Origin of the sequence: Lichenihabitans sp. PAMC28606, from assembly GCF_020616535.1 — a bacterium.
GTDB lineage: Bacteria > Pseudomonadota > Alphaproteobacteria > Rhizobiales > Beijerinckiaceae > Lichenihabitans > Lichenihabitans psoromatis.
Genome location: NZ_CP085136.1, coordinates 1,664,687 through 1,680,739 on the forward strand (window position 1 = coordinate 1,664,687; position 16,053 = coordinate 1,680,739).

General features: G+C 64.2%; 16 protein-coding genes. 13 read left to right on the forward strand and 3 right to left on the reverse strand.

The features are described 5' to 3' along the window. Positions 1-20 precede the first annotated feature (20 nt). From LGH83_RS07860 to LGH83_RS07890, 7 genes are read left to right on the forward strand one after another with little or no spacing between them, the layout of a single operon-like run. Complete coding sequence (locus LGH83_RS07860; RefSeq protein WP_227401306.1) at positions 21-1,592, forward strand: ABC transporter ATP-binding protein; 1,572 nt, start codon at positions 21-23, stop codon at positions 1,590-1,592. Beyond that, positions 1,589-2,785 carry an ABC transporter permease gene (locus LGH83_RS07865; RefSeq protein WP_131118992.1) on the forward strand — a complete coding sequence of 399 codons (1,197 nt, stop codon included), beginning with the start codon at positions 1,589-1,591 and terminating at the stop codon, positions 2,783-2,785. The genes LGH83_RS07860 and LGH83_RS07865 overlap by 4 nt, the downstream gene beginning before the upstream one ends. Continuing rightward, complete coding sequence (locus LGH83_RS07870; protein WP_227401307.1) at positions 2,785-3,762, forward strand: ABC transporter permease; 978 nt, start codon at positions 2,785-2,787, stop codon at positions 3,760-3,762. The genes LGH83_RS07865 and LGH83_RS07870 overlap by 1 nt, the downstream gene beginning before the upstream one ends. After that, positions 3,762-4,172, forward strand: a complete 411-nt coding sequence (locus LGH83_RS07875) for a cytidine deaminase (protein WP_227401308.1) — start codon at positions 3,762-3,764, stop codon at positions 4,170-4,172. Before LGH83_RS07870 ends, LGH83_RS07875 begins: the two co-directional genes overlap by 1 nt. After that, on the forward strand, positions 4,169-4,996 hold the full coding sequence (locus LGH83_RS07880) for a purine-nucleoside phosphorylase (protein WP_227401309.1): 828 nt from the start codon (positions 4,169-4,171) through the stop codon (positions 4,994-4,996). Before LGH83_RS07875 ends, LGH83_RS07880 begins: the two co-directional genes overlap by 4 nt. Before the next feature lie 2 nt (positions 4,997-4,998). Beyond that, positions 4,999-6,312 carry a thymidine phosphorylase gene (gene deoA, locus LGH83_RS07885; RefSeq protein WP_227401310.1) on the forward strand — a complete coding sequence of 438 codons (1,314 nt, stop codon included), beginning with the start codon at positions 4,999-5,001 and terminating at the stop codon, positions 6,310-6,312. A 10-nt stretch (positions 6,313-6,322) separates the two neighbouring features. Next, positions 6,323-7,291, forward strand: a complete 969-nt coding sequence (locus LGH83_RS07890) for a 2-hydroxyacid dehydrogenase (protein WP_227401311.1) — start codon at positions 6,323-6,325, stop codon at positions 7,289-7,291. A 24-nt stretch (positions 7,292-7,315) separates the two neighbouring features. Here the strand turns inward: LGH83_RS07890 and LGH83_RS07895 are convergent, their stop codons facing one another. From LGH83_RS07895 to LGH83_RS07905, 3 genes are all read right to left on the reverse strand, one after another. Continuing rightward, positions 7,316-8,170, reverse strand: coding sequence for a C40 family peptidase (locus tag LGH83_RS07895; RefSeq protein WP_227401312.1), 855 nt, complete (start codon positions 8,168-8,170; stop codon positions 7,316-7,318). Further along, entirely contained in the window at positions 8,167-9,546 is a 1,380-nt protein-coding gene (locus LGH83_RS07900) for a leucyl aminopeptidase family protein (RefSeq protein ID WP_227401313.1), read from the reverse strand. The genes LGH83_RS07895 and LGH83_RS07900 overlap by 4 nt, the downstream gene beginning before the upstream one ends. Before the next feature lie 83 nt (positions 9,547-9,629). Next, on the reverse strand, positions 9,630-10,169 hold the full coding sequence (locus LGH83_RS07905; protein WP_227401314.1) for an invasion associated locus B family protein: 540 nt from the start codon (positions 10,167-10,169) through the stop codon (positions 9,630-9,632). A 331-nt stretch (positions 10,170-10,500) separates the two neighbouring features. Here LGH83_RS07905 and coxB point away from each other — a divergent pair, with 331 nt between their 5' ends. The 6 genes from coxB (at position 10,501) to LGH83_RS07935 (ending at position 16,017) form a co-directional block, all read left to right on the forward strand. Next, positions 10,501-11,370 (forward strand): cytochrome c oxidase subunit II, encoded by an 870-nt coding sequence (coxB, locus tag LGH83_RS07910; protein ID WP_227401315.1) that lies wholly within the window; start codon positions 10,501-10,503, stop codon positions 11,368-11,370. Between the two features lie 52 nt (positions 11,371-11,422). After that, entirely contained in the window at positions 11,423-13,090 is a 1,668-nt protein-coding gene (gene ctaD / locus LGH83_RS07915) for a cytochrome c oxidase subunit I (RefSeq protein WP_227401316.1), read from the forward strand. A gap of 83 nt (positions 13,091-13,173) precedes the next feature. Further along, on the forward strand, positions 13,174-14,121 hold the full coding sequence (locus tag LGH83_RS07920; protein ID WP_227401317.1) for a heme o synthase: 948 nt from the start codon (positions 13,174-13,176) through the stop codon (positions 14,119-14,121). Continuing rightward, the gene (locus LGH83_RS07925) at positions 14,115-14,318 is read left to right on the forward strand and encodes a hypothetical protein (protein ID WP_131119013.1); all 204 of its coding nucleotides are present in this window, start codon (positions 14,115-14,117) and stop codon (positions 14,316-14,318) included. The genes LGH83_RS07920 and LGH83_RS07925 overlap by 7 nt, the downstream gene beginning before the upstream one ends. A gap of 9 nt (positions 14,319-14,327) precedes the next feature. After that, positions 14,328-14,927 (forward strand): cytochrome c oxidase assembly protein, encoded by a 600-nt coding sequence (locus LGH83_RS07930; protein ID WP_227401318.1) that lies wholly within the window; start codon positions 14,328-14,330, stop codon positions 14,925-14,927. 220 nt (positions 14,928-15,147) lie between these two features. Continuing rightward, the gene (locus LGH83_RS07935) at positions 15,148-16,017 is read left to right on the forward strand and encodes a cytochrome c oxidase subunit 3 (RefSeq protein WP_227401319.1); all 870 of its coding nucleotides are present in this window, start codon (positions 15,148-15,150) and stop codon (positions 16,015-16,017) included. The last annotated feature ends 36 nt before the right edge of the window (positions 16,018-16,053 follow it).

Here is a 16,053-nt window from a genome sequence, read left to right on the forward strand (position 1 = left end):
AATCGCGAAGCCGGTCGGCGATGGAGCCGGCCAGCCGGAGCGCTAGCTTGACGACGCCAGCGATCGAATTGCGCGCCATCAACAAAAGCTTCGGCACGGTTCAGGCCAACCGCGACGTCAATCTGCTGGTCCAAGCCGGTTCGATCCACGGCATTGTGGGGGAAAACGGGGCCGGCAAGTCGACCCTCATGTCGATCCTCTACGGCTTCTACGAGGCCGATAGCGGCACCATCCTGATCGGCGACAAGCCGGTCAGGATCGCCTCATCGCGCGACGCGATCGCGCAAGGGATCGGCATGGTTCACCAGCATTTCATGCTGGTCGATAGCTTGAGCGTCCTCGACAATGTGATGCTGGGGGCCGAAGGCGGCGCCCTGGTCGCCAAGGGCGCCGCGCGAATTCGCGGAAAACTGGCGGAACTAGCACGCGACTACGGCCTGGTGGTCGACCCCGACGCTCTCGTGGGTGATCTTGGCGTCGGCTTGCAACAGCGCGTCGAAATCCTGAAGGCCCTGGTGCGCGGCGCTCAAGTGCTGATCCTCGACGAACCGACCGCCGTGCTGACCCCGCCCGAGGCCGACCAACTCTTCGCCATGCTCGACACGTTGCGGCGCGAGGGCAAGACGGTGGTGTTCATCACCCATAAGCTGCGCGAGATCATGCACATCACCGATCGGGTGTCGGTGATGCGGCGCGGCGAAATCGTGCTGACGACCGAAACATCCGCGACCTCGCCGCCAGCGCTGGCCGACGCCATGGTGGGCCGACGCGTGCTGCTCACGGTCGATAAGACGCCGTCTCGTCCAGGGCCGGCTCGGCTCGAGGTGCGCGACATCGTTGTGCTGGGCGACAATGGTGTGCCGCTGGTCGACCACGTGTCGTTCACGTTGCGCGGCGGCGAGATCACCGGGCTGGCCGGCGTGGCCGGCAATGGCCAATCGGAACTTCTCGAAGCCCTGGCCGGCATCCGACCGATCGCCTCGGGCGAGGTTTTGATTGACGGCAAGCGGGTCGATCCTGCCGCCCTCAACCCCAAGGCCATGCGGGCTCTCGGGGTCAGCCACATTCCGGAGGACCGGCACCGGATGGGGCTCGTCATGTCGTTCGAGGCCAGCGAAAGCGCCATCCTCGGTTTCCATCGCGACCCGATCTATGGTGCCGGCCCGTGGCTGTCGCGGGCCAGGGTCGTGGCCGATCTCGCCCGAAAGATGCTGGCCTATGACGTCCGCCCGCCATTGCCACGGCTCAAGACTGCGAATTTTTCCGGCGGCAACCAGCAGAAGATCGTGCTGGCGCGGGAGATGGAGCGGGACCCCGGCATCGTGCTGGCCGGCCAACCGACCCGCGGCGTCGATATCGGCGCCATCGAATTCATCCATAAGCGCCTCGTCGCGCTCCGCGACGCCGGCAAGGCTGTCCTGGTTGTGTCTGTGGAACTCGACGAGATCATGGCGCTATCGGACAAGATCATCGTGCTTTGCGGCGGCAAGCTGACCGGCGAGCGGACCCCCTCGCCGGATCGGCATGAGGGTGAAACCCTGGTCGGCGAACTCGGCCTGTTGATGGCCGGCGTGACGGACCGCGCCGCATGAGCCAGCCGATCGCCCTGCCCCGCTGGGCCGATCTCGTTCTCGTGCCGCTTCTCAGCGTCGTCACGGCCTTCATCGTCGCGGCCCTGGTGGTGCTCGCGATCGGGGTCGACCCTTGGGCTGCGACCGTCAGCATGGTGCAGGGCAGCCTCGGCACGCCCGAAGGCATCGGCTTCACGCTCTACTACACGACGGACTTCATCTTCACGGGGCTGGCGGTCGCGCTCGCGTTCCAGGCGGGGCTTTTCAACATCGGGGCCGAGGGTCAAGCCTATATGGGCGGGCTCGGGGCCGCGCTCGTCTGCCTGAACGGCGGGTCGCTCCCATCCTGGCTGCTGATCCCGCTCGGCATCATCGGCGCGGGCGTATTCGGGGGCTTGTGGGCCTATATTCCAGGCTTGCTCCAAGCCAAGCGCGGCAGCCACATCGTCATCACGACCATCATGTTCAACTGGCTGGCCACGACCCTGATGGCCTACCTGCTGGTCAACACGCTGCGGGAGCCGACCTCCATGCAGCCGGGCACGGCACGGTTTCCGGCGGCCTCGATCATCCCCTCGGTGCAGTCCGTCCTCGCCGGTTTCGGCATCACCACGGTCGAGACGCCCCTCAACCTCTCGTTTGTGCTGGCGCTGGCCTGTGCGGTCGCACTGTGGATCTTCGTCTGGCGCACCCGCACCGGCTATGAGATCCGCACCGTCGGCCAGAACGCGACGGCGGCGGTCTATGGCGGAATCGCACCCTCACGCATCATCGTCTTGACCATGGCGCTATCGGGCGTGCTGGCCTCCGGCGTCGCCGTCAACGAGATCATGGGCGTCCAGAATCGGCTGCTGTTGGAGTTCACGGCCGGCTACGGCTTCGTCGGCATCGCGGTGGCGCTCATGGGCCGCGCTCATCCGGTCGGCGTCGTGTTGGCGAGCTTGCTGTTCGGCATCCTCTACCAGGGAGGAGCGGAACTCGCCTTCGATCAGCCGAAGATCACGCGCGACATGATCGTGGTGATCCAGGGCCTCGTCGTCCTGTTCGCCGGCGCGCTCGAAGGCTTATTCCGCCGCCCGCTTGCCTCCATGTTCGCGGGTCTGCTGCCGGCGCGTCAACCGCCCACCGGTCCGTCGACGCCTCCGGCGTTTCTCGAACCCGCCTCCGAGGAGGCAGAACCCGCTGTGGCACAACCTGGCGCGGGCGTGATCTGATGCAGGATCTCGCCACCACCATCGCGCTTGTTCTGTCCTCCAGCGTCCGGCTCGCGGTGCCGCTGATCTTCGCCAGCCTCGCGGGTCTCTGGTCCGAGCGGGCGGGCGTCGTCGACATCGGCCTCGAAGGCAAAATGCTGGTGGCGGCCTTTGCGGCCGCCACGACCGCGAGCGAGACCGGCAATGCGTGGCTCGGTCTGCTGGCCGGCATCGTGGCGTCGGTGGCGTTCGGTCTCGTGCATGGGTTTGCGGCAATCGATCAACGCGGCAATCAGATCGTCTCGGGCGCGGCCATCAACCTCGTGGCGGCCGGGTTGACGGCGCTGCTCGGCAATGCCTGGTTCGGCGAAGGCGGCAGAACCCCACAGCTCGACCTCCCGGCGTCGCGCTTCACCCCGATCGTTTGGCCCGGCGCCGACACCATCGCGACTGTGCCGATCCTCGGTCCGGTCTACCATGATCTCATCTCCGGCCACGATATCCTGACCTATCTGGCATTTCTGACCGTGCCGCTGACCGCCTTCGTGCTCTACCGGACACGGTTTGGCTTGCGGCTGCGGGCGACCGGCGAAAACCCGGCCGCCGTCGATACGGCCGGTATCTCGGTGCGGCAGTTGCGCTACGGCGGGGTGATCATCTGCGGCATCCTCTGCGGCTTCGCCGGCACGTATCTGTCGGTGTCGCAGGCCGCGGGCTTCCTGCCGCAGATGACAGCCGGCAAAGGCTATATCGCCCTAGCCGCCATGGTGTTTGCCAAATGGCGGCCGGTTCCCGCGCTCCTGACCTGCTTGCTGTTCGGTTTTCTCGACGCGATCTCGATCCGGCTGCAGGGCGTCGTGATCCCGAATGTCGGTGAGATCCCGGTCCAGGCCATCCAATCCCTGCCCTATCTGCTGACCGTCATTCTGCTGGCCGGTTTCGTCGGTCGGGCAATTCCGCCCAAGGCCTCGGGCATCCCCTATGTGAAGGAGCGGTGATGACCGTCATCGACGACCTCTTCGCGGCCGCCCTCGCGGCTCAAAACTGCGCCCATGCGCCCTATTCGCGGTTTCGCGTGGGTGCGGCCATCCGGTCCTCATCCGGCACGATCTACAGCGGCTGCAACGTCGAAAATGCCGCCTACCCGGTCGGCTCCTGTGCCGAAGCCGGAGCGATCTCGGCCATGGTGGCGGGCGGCGATACGGCGATCGGCGAAATCCTCATCGTCGGCGATGGCGACCACTTGGTGACACCCTGCGGCGCATGCCGGCAACGGATCCGCGAATTCGCGACGCCTGCGACGCCGATCCATATCGCCGGGCCAGAGGGCCTGCGCCAGAGTTTCACGCTCGAGGCGTTGCTGCCGCATTCGTTCGGCCCCGATAATCTGACCAAGGTCAAGCCATGACGACCGACAGTCTTCGCGCACGGGCGGTGTTGCGCGAGCGCGGCGTGACGCAACCGCTCGATCTCGGCATCGTGCTCGGGACGGGCCTCGGCTCGATCGCCGACGAGCTCACGGACGCGATCATCGTACCATATGCCGATCTCCCGGGGTTCCCGTCGGGCCACGTGTCCGGCCATGTCGGACAACTCGCGGTCGGTCGCCTCGGCGGATTGCCGGTCGCGATCATGCAGGGCCGCGCGCATTACTACGAGGCCGGCAATCCGGCCGCTATGGCGAGCCCGTTGCGGACCTTGGCGGCGCTCGGGGTCGGAACCATGATGCTCACCAATTCGGCCGGGTCGGTTCAGCCGGGTTGGACACCCGGCACCCTGGCGCTCATCGCCGACCACATCAACGTCTCGGGCCTCAATCCGCTGATCGGCGCGACGGCGGACGATCGGTTCGTGCCGCTCGCCAATGCCTATGATGCAGACCTGCGATCAATGCTGCGGGCCATCGCGATCGAGGCGCGGATCGAGCCGCTCCACGAAGGCACCTACATGTGGTTCGCGGGGCCATCGTTCGAGACACCGGCGGAGGTGCGGGTCGCCAAACTGCTCGGGGCCGATCTCGTCGGCATGTCGACGGTGCCGGAGACGATCCTAGCGCGACAAATGGGTTTGCGGGTCGCGGCCGTCTCGGTCATCACCAATTTTGCGACCGGTATCTCGGGAGGCGACCCGAATCATGCCGAAACCAAAGCGGTCGCGCGGCTCGGGTCGGATGCGCTGCGGCGGCTCACGCGGGGGCTGGCCGAGCGGTTGAGCCAAATCAAGGCCGCATAGGAATGTTGCCGCAGGAGATCATCCGCAAGAAACGCGACGGCCGTCGGCTCGATGCCGCCGAGATCACGGCCTTCATGGTCGGCTTGTCGTCGGGTGCCGTGACCGGCGAGCAGGCCGCCGCTTTCGCGATGGCGGTGTTTCTGCGCGGCATGGACCCGCCCGAAATCGTGGCGCTCACGGCCGCCATGACGGCCTCGGGTCGCACCCTGACGTGGAGCGACCTCGACTTGCCTGGTCCGGTGGTCGACAAACACTCGACCGGCGGCGTCGGCGACAATGTCAGCCTGATGCTCGCGCCACTGGTGGCGGCCTGCGGCGGCTTCGTGCCGATGATCTCGGGCCGGGGCCTCGGCCATAGCGGCGGCACGCTCGACAAGCTCGACAGTATTCCGGGCTACGATTGCACGCCGGACCTCGTCCGGTTTCGCAGCACGGTGCGGACCATCGGATGCGCGATCATCGGGCAGACGGCGGATCTCGCGCCGGCCGACCGCCACCTCTATGCGATCCGTGACGTGACCGCGACCGTCGAGTCTATTCCGCTCATCACGGCATCGATCCTGTCGAAGAAGATCGCGGCCGGCCTTGGTGCGCTCGTCATGGACGTCAAAACTGGGTCGGGCGCCTTCATGAGCGATCTCGCCTCGGCCCGGGCTCTCGCAACCAGCATCGTGGCGGTTGCGAACGGCGCCGGCTTGCCCACGACCGCGCTGATCACCGATATGAACGAGCCACTCGCGAGTGCAGCCGGCAATGCGCTCGAGATTCACCACGCCATTCGATACCTGACCGGGGCGACACGCGAGACGCGGCTGCACGAGGTCGTCCTGGCGCTCGGAAGCGAAATGCTGGTGACCAGCAAGATTTCCGGAAATCTGCACGACGCGCGAGCGCGGCTCGAAACGGCGTTGGCGAGCGGCCAGGCCGCCGAGCGCTTTTCGCGCATGGTCGCGGCTCTCGGTGGCCCGCATGATCTCGTCGAGCGGCCAGGAGGACACCTGATCGATGCGCCGATACGCCTCGAGGTCATGGCGGCGCGATCCGGATATGTGCAGCACATCGAGACACGCGCGCTGGGGCTTGCGGTCGTGGCTCTGGGCGGCGGCCGCACCCGCCCCGGCGATGCCATCGATCATCGCGTCGGCTTCGACAGCCTTGCGCCGATCGGCGCGATCATGCCGGACATGCCGCTTGGCATCGTCCATGCAGCAGACGATGATCAGGCTGCCCATGCCGCGGCGGCGTTGCGGCGGGCCTATAGGATCGGCGACCAACGACCGGCCCTCGCGGCTCCCGTGATCGAGCGCATCAGTTAAGGATTTGACGATGGATCAAGACGAACGCCACATCGTCGCCGTGGCAATGCCGGCGGGCGATGACCCGGGCACCTGGATCGAGGCCTTGCGGCCGCGTCTGCCGAACTTCGACGTGCTGTCCCTCGATGCGGCGACCGACACGGCCCGGGTCGCCTATGTGGTGGCGTGGAAACATCCGCGCGGCGCCCTCGCGCGGTTCCCAAACCTGAAGGCCGTGTTCTCGCTCGGCGCGGGCGTCGATCATCTGCTCAGCGACCCGGATCTCCCCGTCGCCTTGCCGATCGTCCGCGTCGTCGATCCGGATCTCACCAGCCGTATGAGCGAATGGGTGATGCTGCATGTGTTGATGCACCATCGTCAGCAACGCCTCTACGAGTGGCAGCAATTCGAAAAAATCTGGGCCGACGATGCCACGCAGCCAGCCGCCAGGGACGTGCGGGTCGGCATCATGGGGCTCGGCGTCATGGGGCAGGATTCCGCCAACAAGCTCGCGATGATGGGCTTCGACGTCGCTGGCTGGAGCCGTACGCCGAAGACGCTGCCCGGCATCGAGACATTCTCGGGCGATGCCGGCCTCGGCCCCTTCCTGGCCCGAACGCAGATCCTGGTCTCGTTGCTTCCGCTCACCTCGGCGACACGCGGTATTCTCGATCTCGGCCTGTTCCGACAACTCGCCCGCGATTCGCATGTCGGCGGTCCGGTGTTGATCAACGCCGGACGGGGCGGCCTTCAAAACGAAGTCGACATCCTGACGGCCCTCGACGAGGGGCTGCTGCGAGCCGCCACGCTCGACGTGTTCGAGACCGAACCGCTGCCGCAGACGTCGGAGTTCTGGCACCATCCCGCCGTCATGGTGACGCCGCATAATGCGGCGATCTCCAGCCCGCAGACGATTGCGGCCTTCATCGCGGATCAGATCGAAGCCGCCGAGGACGGCGAGCCCCTCGAGCACGTCGTCGATCGACACGCCGAATATTGAGCGGCGCCGATGCGGCCGAACGTTCTATAGTCGCCGAACGCTAGTGATGTCGCCACTTCCGGCGGCCATGATCCGCGCGCGCGCATCGGCGAGCGGCTCGGACGCCACCGTCATGGTGTGGCCGTTGGCATGCAGAAGCGTCATCGGGTTCCGCATAAGGCCGACATGACCCTTCCAGAAGACGAGATCGCCGCGCTTGAACGGGCCATTCAGATCGACGGGTGCGCCGAGGCTCCGTTCCTGCATGTCGCTGTCGCGAGGCGTTGGCCGGCCGGTTGAGGCCAGCGCAGTTTGGACAAGGCCGGAGCAATCGAGGCCCAGGCTGGTCTTGCCGCCCCAGAGATAGGGCACACCGAGAAAGCGTTTCGCGACGTCCACGGCATCGCTCTCGAACTGATCGATCGGCCGCAGATGACCGGCCCAGATGTATCCACTCTCCACGGCCGCAAAGGCGCCGGCCCGCGCCTGCACCGCAACCTGAGACCCGAAGGCCAACACGCCATCGGCCGGCAACTTCATGTCCGGCCCCGGATAGATGAAGCTCCGAAGCGCCGCGATTCTATGCGTGGCGACCGCCGGTGCCGTGATGCCAAGCGCCACGGTCGGCAGCCACCCGACGTAACCATCCTGTTCGGCCTGCCCCCAGGACCAGCCCTCGGCGTCGGTTTCATAGACCGTGAAAATTTCTCCGAAGAGCAATTCGGTGTCGAGAGAGAGATCGGGCCGGGGCTCGCGCCGGAGCGGCGTCGACGTGATCGCAACGGCGCGGCGCTCCCCCTCGACGAACCGGTCCGCCTCCACGGTCCCACGCAGATGCGCGGCCGCCAGATCCGGGCGGGCCGGGGTGATCCGTCGATCGACGCCCGCGGTGGCGCTCATGCCGGGTAGCGTGCGCTGAGGAGATCGAACAGCAGCCGTGCCGTCTGCGTCTCGCCGCCCTCCGGTCGCCCAGGCTTGGTGGTGGGGTTCCAACCAAAGATATCGAAATGCACCCAAGCCGTATCAGGCTCGACGAAGCGGCGCAGGAACAGCGCTGCCGTGACTGACCCCGCGAAAGGACCTCCGGAAATATTGTTGATCTCGCCGGTCTTCCCCTCGAGCAGCGCGTCATAAGGCGCCCAGAGCGGCATTCGCCAAACAGGATCGTGGGCCGCCTTGCCGCAGCGGGCGATCTCATCCGCTAGCGCATCGTCGTCGGTATAAAATGGAGGCAGATCGGGCCCGAGCGCGACGCGCGCCGCCCCGGTCAGGGTCGCGAAATCGAACAACAGAACAGGGCTTTCCTCGCAGGCCAGCGCCAGCGCATCGGCCAGGATCAACCGGCCTTCAGCATCGGTATTGCCGATCTCGACCGTCGGCCCCTTGCGGCTGCGATAGACGTCCCCCGGGCGGAACGCGCTGGACGAGATGGCATTTTCGACGATCGGGACGATGACCCGCAGCCGGATTTTCAACCCGGCATCCATCACCATATGGGCCAGTGCCAAGGCGGTCGCCGCGCCACCCATATCCTTCTTCATCAGAGCCATACCGCTCTCGGGCTTGATATCGAGACCGCCGGTGTCGAACGTCACGCCTTTGCCGACCAGCGTGACCTTCGGGGCATCCATGGGCCCCCAGGCAAAATCGACCAGCCTCGGGTGTTCGGCGGCGGCCTGTCCGACCGCGTGGACGAGCGGGAAGCCGGTCCGCAGCATATCGCCACTGAACACCCGCACCTCCGCGCCATGACGGGTCGCAAGCGCGACGGCCGCGGCTTCGAGCGCCTCGGGTCCGAGATCGTTGGCCGGTGTGTTGACGAGATCCCGCGCTAACGCGACAGCCTCGACGATTCGCTGCAGCCGCGCCCCGTCTGTGCCGGTTGGCACGCAGAGCAGCGGACCATCGTCGGTGCGCGACTTATAGCGTGTGAACCGATAGGCCGACAGCGCCCATCCGAGGGCGGTCAAGCCCGGATCGGGCCAGCCACCGACGAGTTGGTAGCGGCCGGCGGGCAACAGGGTCGATAAACGCCCGGCCGCAAAAGCGTCAAAGCCCCGCGCCGTCGCGTCTACTCTGCCGTAGAGCACACGCCCGATCGCCCCATCGGCTCCCGGCACAATAAGATGAGATCCGGGCTTCGCCGTGAAGCCAAGCGCCTCAGCAAAGCTTCGCTCGATCGGCTCCAGCGCATCGGCGAACGCCGGCCACTTATCGGCCATGACCGCATGGATCGGGATCGCGTCGGGGTCGGGCGCGACGAAACTGGCGGGCATCGAACATCCTTTCGGCTCACGCGGCGCGGTGGCGCGACCCTGCAGCTCCGCTCTTCAGCGCCGCGGCTCGTTTGACAGGCCGCTTACGGAAGCGCCTCGAATCCTTCCTTGAAGCCGGCGAGCGTGAGCGGAATGCCGACACCCTCCTCCGGAGTCTGGAAGATGATGAATGTCGCGGTTGTGCCGGTCCGCAGTTGGTCGATCAGTTTATCTTCCATGGTGACCTCCGCGATGCAACCGGTCGGCAGGCAACGCACGAAGCCGGCACGCCCGATATCGACTTGGTCGACCTTGAGGCCCAGACCGGATGGCAGAAGGACGCCGAGCGGCGCCACCACGCGAAGCAGGCGGCTTTTCCCGTCGGCCGTCTTCAACACGATGACGACGATGCTGATATTCGGGCGATCCTCCGCCGCAACGCTCTGAATCAGCGCGCATTGCTCCTTGGCGGCGCCAGGGGGCGTCTCGCAGCGGGTTTCCCAGTCACCATGTTTGGCTTTCACGACGCCTTGGGCTGAGGCCGGGGTCAGGGCTCCAAAAGTGCCGAACACCAGCGCGACGGCCGCCAACCACACCACCCGGCGCCGTGAGGCCGGAACCGAGCCTTGAGTACCATCGACCATTGCGCTTCCCGTCATCCGAATCGCGGATCGCGACGATCCGCACCGGCGATCCGTTGCGCCACGATCCACGACGATGCCGATTGGCGTAGCAAATGACCGGGGGCTGTCAAGCGCAACTGGCTTCAAGCCGTGGCCCTACGGAGCCACAAAGGGAAAAGCCGACCTTTTCTTGACCGGCGAGCGCCGTAATGACGCACGAATGTCTTCCAACTAACATTGCGCTTGGTTCAGCTTTATGTTTTTGACAACATTCACGACCGACGCGGCGAACCGGCGATCATCATCGGCGGATTTCGACGAACGACGCGGCGGCATGGGAGCGGCGATCTTTATGCGACGAACGTCAATCGGTTCGGTTCTATCCGCTGCCGCGTCATTGCTGGCGAGTTCGAGCGTGGGAGCCTCCGCCTGGGCTGCTGGCATCGGCTACGCAGAGCCGGGACAAATCGGCTTTCAGGTCGGCGTCACGCCCATCGCAGATGAAATCCACTGGTTCCACGACGGTATCCTGATGCCGATCATCACGTTGATCTGCGTCTTCGTCGCGGTCCTGATCGGCATCTGCATGGTCCGTTTCAACGAAAAGGCTCATCCGGTCCCCTCGCGCACGACCCATAACACGCTGCTCGAGGTCGCCTGGACCGTGATCCCGGTTCTGTTGCTCGTCGTCATCGCGGTTCCTTCGTTCCGCCTGCTGACCCACCAGCTCGTCATCCCAAAGGCGGACGTGACCATCAAGGCGACCGGGAAACAGTGGTATTGGTCGTATAGCTATCCGAAGGATCAGGCAGGCGGCTTCGATTTCGATTCGGCGCTGCTTCCGGACGATCAGTTGAAGGCGGGCGACATCCACCTCCTTTCGGTCGACAACGAAGCCGTCGTGCCGGTCAACAAGGTCGTTGCGGTTCAGGTGACCGGGGCGGACGTGATCCATTCCTTCGTCGTGCAGTCGCTGGGTATCCGGATCGATGCCGTACCGGGCCGCCTCAACGAAACGTGGTTCAAGGCCGATCGCGAAGGCATCTATTACGGCCAGTGCTCCAAGCTTTGCGGCAAGGACCATGCCTATATGCCGATCGCGGTGCGCGTCGTCAGCCAGCCGCAATATGATGCCTGGTTGCAGGATGCGAAGAAGAAATACGCCAGCAATGGAGGCCAGACCCTGACCTTCGCGGCGAATTCGCCCGCCACCGCCCAGTAAGCCGACCGCCTGCCCCGCTCAAGATAATCGACGATCGAGCCTCGAGGACATTATGGCCACCTCTGCAATCGCCACGCATGACGCGCCAGATCATCCGCATGGGTGGCGTCGTTACCTCTATTCGACAAACCACAAGGATATTGGGACCCTCTACCTGATCTTCGCCATTTTCGCAGGTTGCGTGGGTGGCGCGATCTCGATCCTGATGCGGATTCAGTTGATGAACCCGCATTGGCAGTTCATGGCGCATCTGGCGCAATGGATCGGCGAGGCGACACCCGACAACGCGGTCGATGTCGGCAAGAACCTCTACAATGTCCAGATCACGACCCATGGCCTGATCATGATCTTCTTCATGGTGATGCCGGCCCTGATCGGCGGCTTCGGCAATTGGTTCGTTCCGTTGATGATCGGGGCGCCCGATATGGCCTTCCCGCGCCTGAACAACATTTCGTTTTGGCTGCTGCCTTTCTCGTTCATCCTGCTGATCATCTCGCTCCACGTCGAAGGCGCCCCCGGCATGAAGGGCTTCGGTGGCGGCTGGGTCATGTATCCGCCGCTGTCGTCCAATACCGGCCATCCGGGTCCCGCGATGGATTTCGTCATCCTGGCGCTTCACATGGCCGGCATCTCGTCGATCCTCGGCGCCATCAACTTCATCACGACCATCTTCAACATGCGCGCGCCGGGCATGACGCTGCATAAGATGCCGCTTTTCGCCTGGGGCATGCTGGTCACGGCATTCCTGCTCGTTCTCTCGCTGCCGGTGCTGGCTGGCGCCATCACGATGCTGCTGACCGACCGGAATTTCGGCACCACCTTCTTCGATCCGGCCGGTGGCGGCGATCCGCTCCTGTTCCAGCATCTGTTCTGGTTCTTCGGCCATCCCGAAGTTTACATCATGATTCTGCCCGGCTTCGGGATTGTGAGCCACATCATCTCGACCTTCTCGCGCAAGCCGATCTTCGGTTATCTCGGCATGGCCTATGCCATGGTGGCGATCGGCGTGGTCGGCTTCGTCGTATGGGCTCACCACATGTTCACGGTCGGCCTGTCGCTCAACACGCAGCGCTACTTCGTCTTCGCCACGATGGTGATCGCGGTGCCGACGGGGGTGAAGATCTTCTCCTGGATCGCGACCATGTGGGGCGGTTCGATCTCGTTCCGCACGCCGATGCTCTGGGCTGTCGGCTTCATCATGCTGTTCACGATTGGCGGCGTGACGGGCGTGGTCTTGGCCAATGCCGGTGTCGATCGCGCGCTGCACGAAACCTATTATGTCGTGGCCCACTTCCACTATGTGCTGTCGCTTGGCGCGGTCTTCGCGCTCTTCGCCGGCTTCTATTACTGGTTCCCGAAAATGTCGGGCTACATGTATAACGAGACGCTCGGCAAGACGCATTTCTGGCTGATGTTTATCGGCGTCAACTTGACCTTCTTCCCGCAGCATTTTCTGGGTCTAGCCGGTATGCCGCGTCGTTATGTCGACTATCCGGATGCTTATGCGCTTTGGAACGAGGTGTCGTCGGTCGGCGCCTTCCTTTCGGGCGCGACCGTTATTCTGTTCCTCTATATCGTCTATGATGCCTTCGCGAAGAAGCGTGTCGCCGGCGACAATCCATGGGGTGCGGGCGCAACGACGCTGGAATGGACGCTGTCGTCACCGCCGCCGTTCCATCAGTTCAACACCCTGCCGCGTATCTCCGGTAGCGATCATTGAGCAGGAGGCGTTAGAACCTTCGCGCGCGGCTGGGCGGATCCGTCGGATCCGCCCAGCACTTCTTCTTGGAACTTGGGTTATTCATGAGCTTGGTCAGTGAAGTCACCCCTCTCGACAGGGACGCCTATGCGGGCGCGTCGACGGCCACGCCATCGGATTATCTCGAACTGCTGAAGCCCCGCGTCATGTCGCTGGTGGTCTTCACGGCGCTCTGCGGCATGGCCGTCGCGCCAGGAAGCATCAACCCGATCACGGGGCTCGCGTCGTTGCTGGCCATCGCGGTCGGCGCAGGTGCGTCTGGCGCGCTCAATATGGCCTATGATTCAGACATCGATGCCATCATGACGCGCACCAAGACGCGTCCGATTCCGCAGGGCCGGGTTTCGAAGCAGGAGGCCAATGCCTTCGGCCTGACGCTGTCGCTCTTCTCTGTCATGCTGCTTGCCATCTCGGCCAACTACCTGTCTGCGGCCTTGTTGGCCGGGACGATCGTGTTCTACGCCGTGATCTATACGATGTGGCTGAAGCGCTGGACGCCGCAGAATATCGTGATCGGCGGCGCGGCCGGTGCCTTCCCGCCGATGATCGGTTATGCGGTCGTGACCGGCAACGTGACGATCGCGAGCGTGTTGCTGTTCGCCATCATCTTCATCTGGACGCCGCCGCATTTTTGGGCTCTCGCCCTGCTGCGGTCGGACGATTACGCCCGAGCCGGCATTCCGATGATGCCGAACGTGAAGGGTCCCGATCGCACGCGGCTCGAAATCCTGCTTTACACGCTCGTTTTGGCGCCGGTGGCGGTTCTGCCCTGGGCGATCGGCATCGGCGGAACCGTATACGGCGTCGCCGCCATCGTGACGGGCGCCCTGATGGTCCATTTCGCCGTGCAAGTGTATCGCAAACGCGAGGGCGACGCCGCCGACAAAGCCGCCAAACACCTGTTTGGCTTCTCGATCCTCTATCTCTTCGTGCTGTTCGCCATTCTTCTGGCCGAACACTCGCTCGGCCTTTTGAGCCACCTCGGATGGTAGTCGACACCAACAAGCCACAGGCGCCTCAACAGCCGGCGCCGTCCCCGTTGACCGGGATCGTGCTGACGCCGGCGCAACTGAAAAGCCGTCGGCAGCGCAATCTGGCGATTGGGCTGTTGGTCGGTTTCATCGTGCTGCTCTTCTACGTGATCACCATCGCGAAACTCGGCCCCGGCGTTCTCGACAGGCCGCTTTGAGGTAATTCGTTGTCAGACGACCAAGCCGAACGCTCTTACCGCCGTCGCCGGACACTGATCGCCTCGAGCGTCGTTGCCGGTGTGGCGCTCGCGCTTGGCATGTCGTTTGCGGCCGTGCCGCTGTATCGCATGTTCTGCCAGGCCACCGGTTACGCGGGGACGACGCAAGTCGCCACCGGCGCGTCGGCCGACACAGGCAAGCGGACGCTGACGGTTCGGTTCGACGCCAATGTCGCGCCCGGGCTGAACTGGAGCTTTGAGCCCGAAACACCGTCCATCAGCCTGAAGACCGGCACCACCGCAACGGTCTATTTTCACGTCAAGAACAAGACCGACAAGCCGACCGTCGCGAATGCGCGTTACAACGTGTCGCCCGACGTGGTCGGTCCCTACTTCGATAAGATCGCATGTTTCTGCTTCACCGAGCAGACACTCGCGCCGCATGAAGAGCTCGACATGCCGGTCGTGTTCTTCCTCAATCCCGAACTCGAGGGTGACGAGACCATGGCGGGGGTCGATACCGTCACGTTGTCCTATACGTTCTTTGCGCCGAAAGTGTCGCTCGGTGCCGCGACGCCGACGGACGGAACACCGCGACCGAAACTATGACCAGCACGACCTTGACCGTGCAGCTGAACCGATACAATGACGTGAGGTCCGACGATGCGTTGCCCAACCGGGCCACGCCAGACGGAGCAAAGCAACGGATCGCGTCGCCGGCCGCCTCTTGAGGCCGATAAGACGAGACGAATGATGTGGTGTCGGGCATCATGGGCGTGAACGTCTTCGATGCTTGATGATCGTGACGTACGCGAAGGGGAAACGAGACATGGCCGACGCCCATGCCAAACCAAATCACGACTATCATCTCGTCAACCCGAGCCCGTGGCCGCTGGTCGGCTCCGCTAGCGTGTTCGTCACCGCGATCGGGGCGATCGTCTGGATGAAGCACATCCCGTTCGGGTCGGCGCAGATGGGTCCCTACATCTTTGCGGCCGGAATGCTCGGCGTCCTCTACACCATGATGTCGTGGTGGATGGACGTGATCCACGAGGCGAATGTCGATCATGCTCATACGCGCGTGGTGCAGATCAGCCATCGCTACGGCATGCTGCTGTTCATCGCTTCCGAGGTCATGTTCTTCGTCGCGTGGTTCTGGGCTTATTTCGACGTCAGCCTCTATCCGAGCGAAGCCATCGAATATACCCGCACGGCTTTTACGGGCGGCCATTGGCCTCCGAAGGGCATCGAGCCCTTCGACCCGTGGCACCTGCCTTTGTTCAACACGCTGATCCTGCTGACGTCAGGAACAACCGTGACGTGGGCGCATCACGCCCTGCTGCACAATGATCGTCGCTCGCTCAAGATCGGCCTCATCATCACGGTGCTGCTCGGTGCGCTCTTCACCTGCGTCCAGGCCTATGAATATTCGCACGCGGACTTCGGGTTCTCGGGCAATATCTTCGGTGCGACGTTCTTCATGGCGACCGGGTTCCATGGCGTGCATGTCGTCATCGGCACCATCTTCCTCCTGGTCTGCCTGATCCGCGCCTATGCGGGGCAGTTCACCCCGCGCCAGCATCTCGGCTTCGAGTTCGCGGCCTGGTATTGGCACTTCGTGGACGTGGTTTGGCTCTTCCTCTTCGCCAGCATCTATGTCTTCGGATCGTGGGGCGCGGCGGTCGAAGCGGCCCACTGACGCAGCAGGCGCTCGAAGCAAGTCTCGGGCGCCATC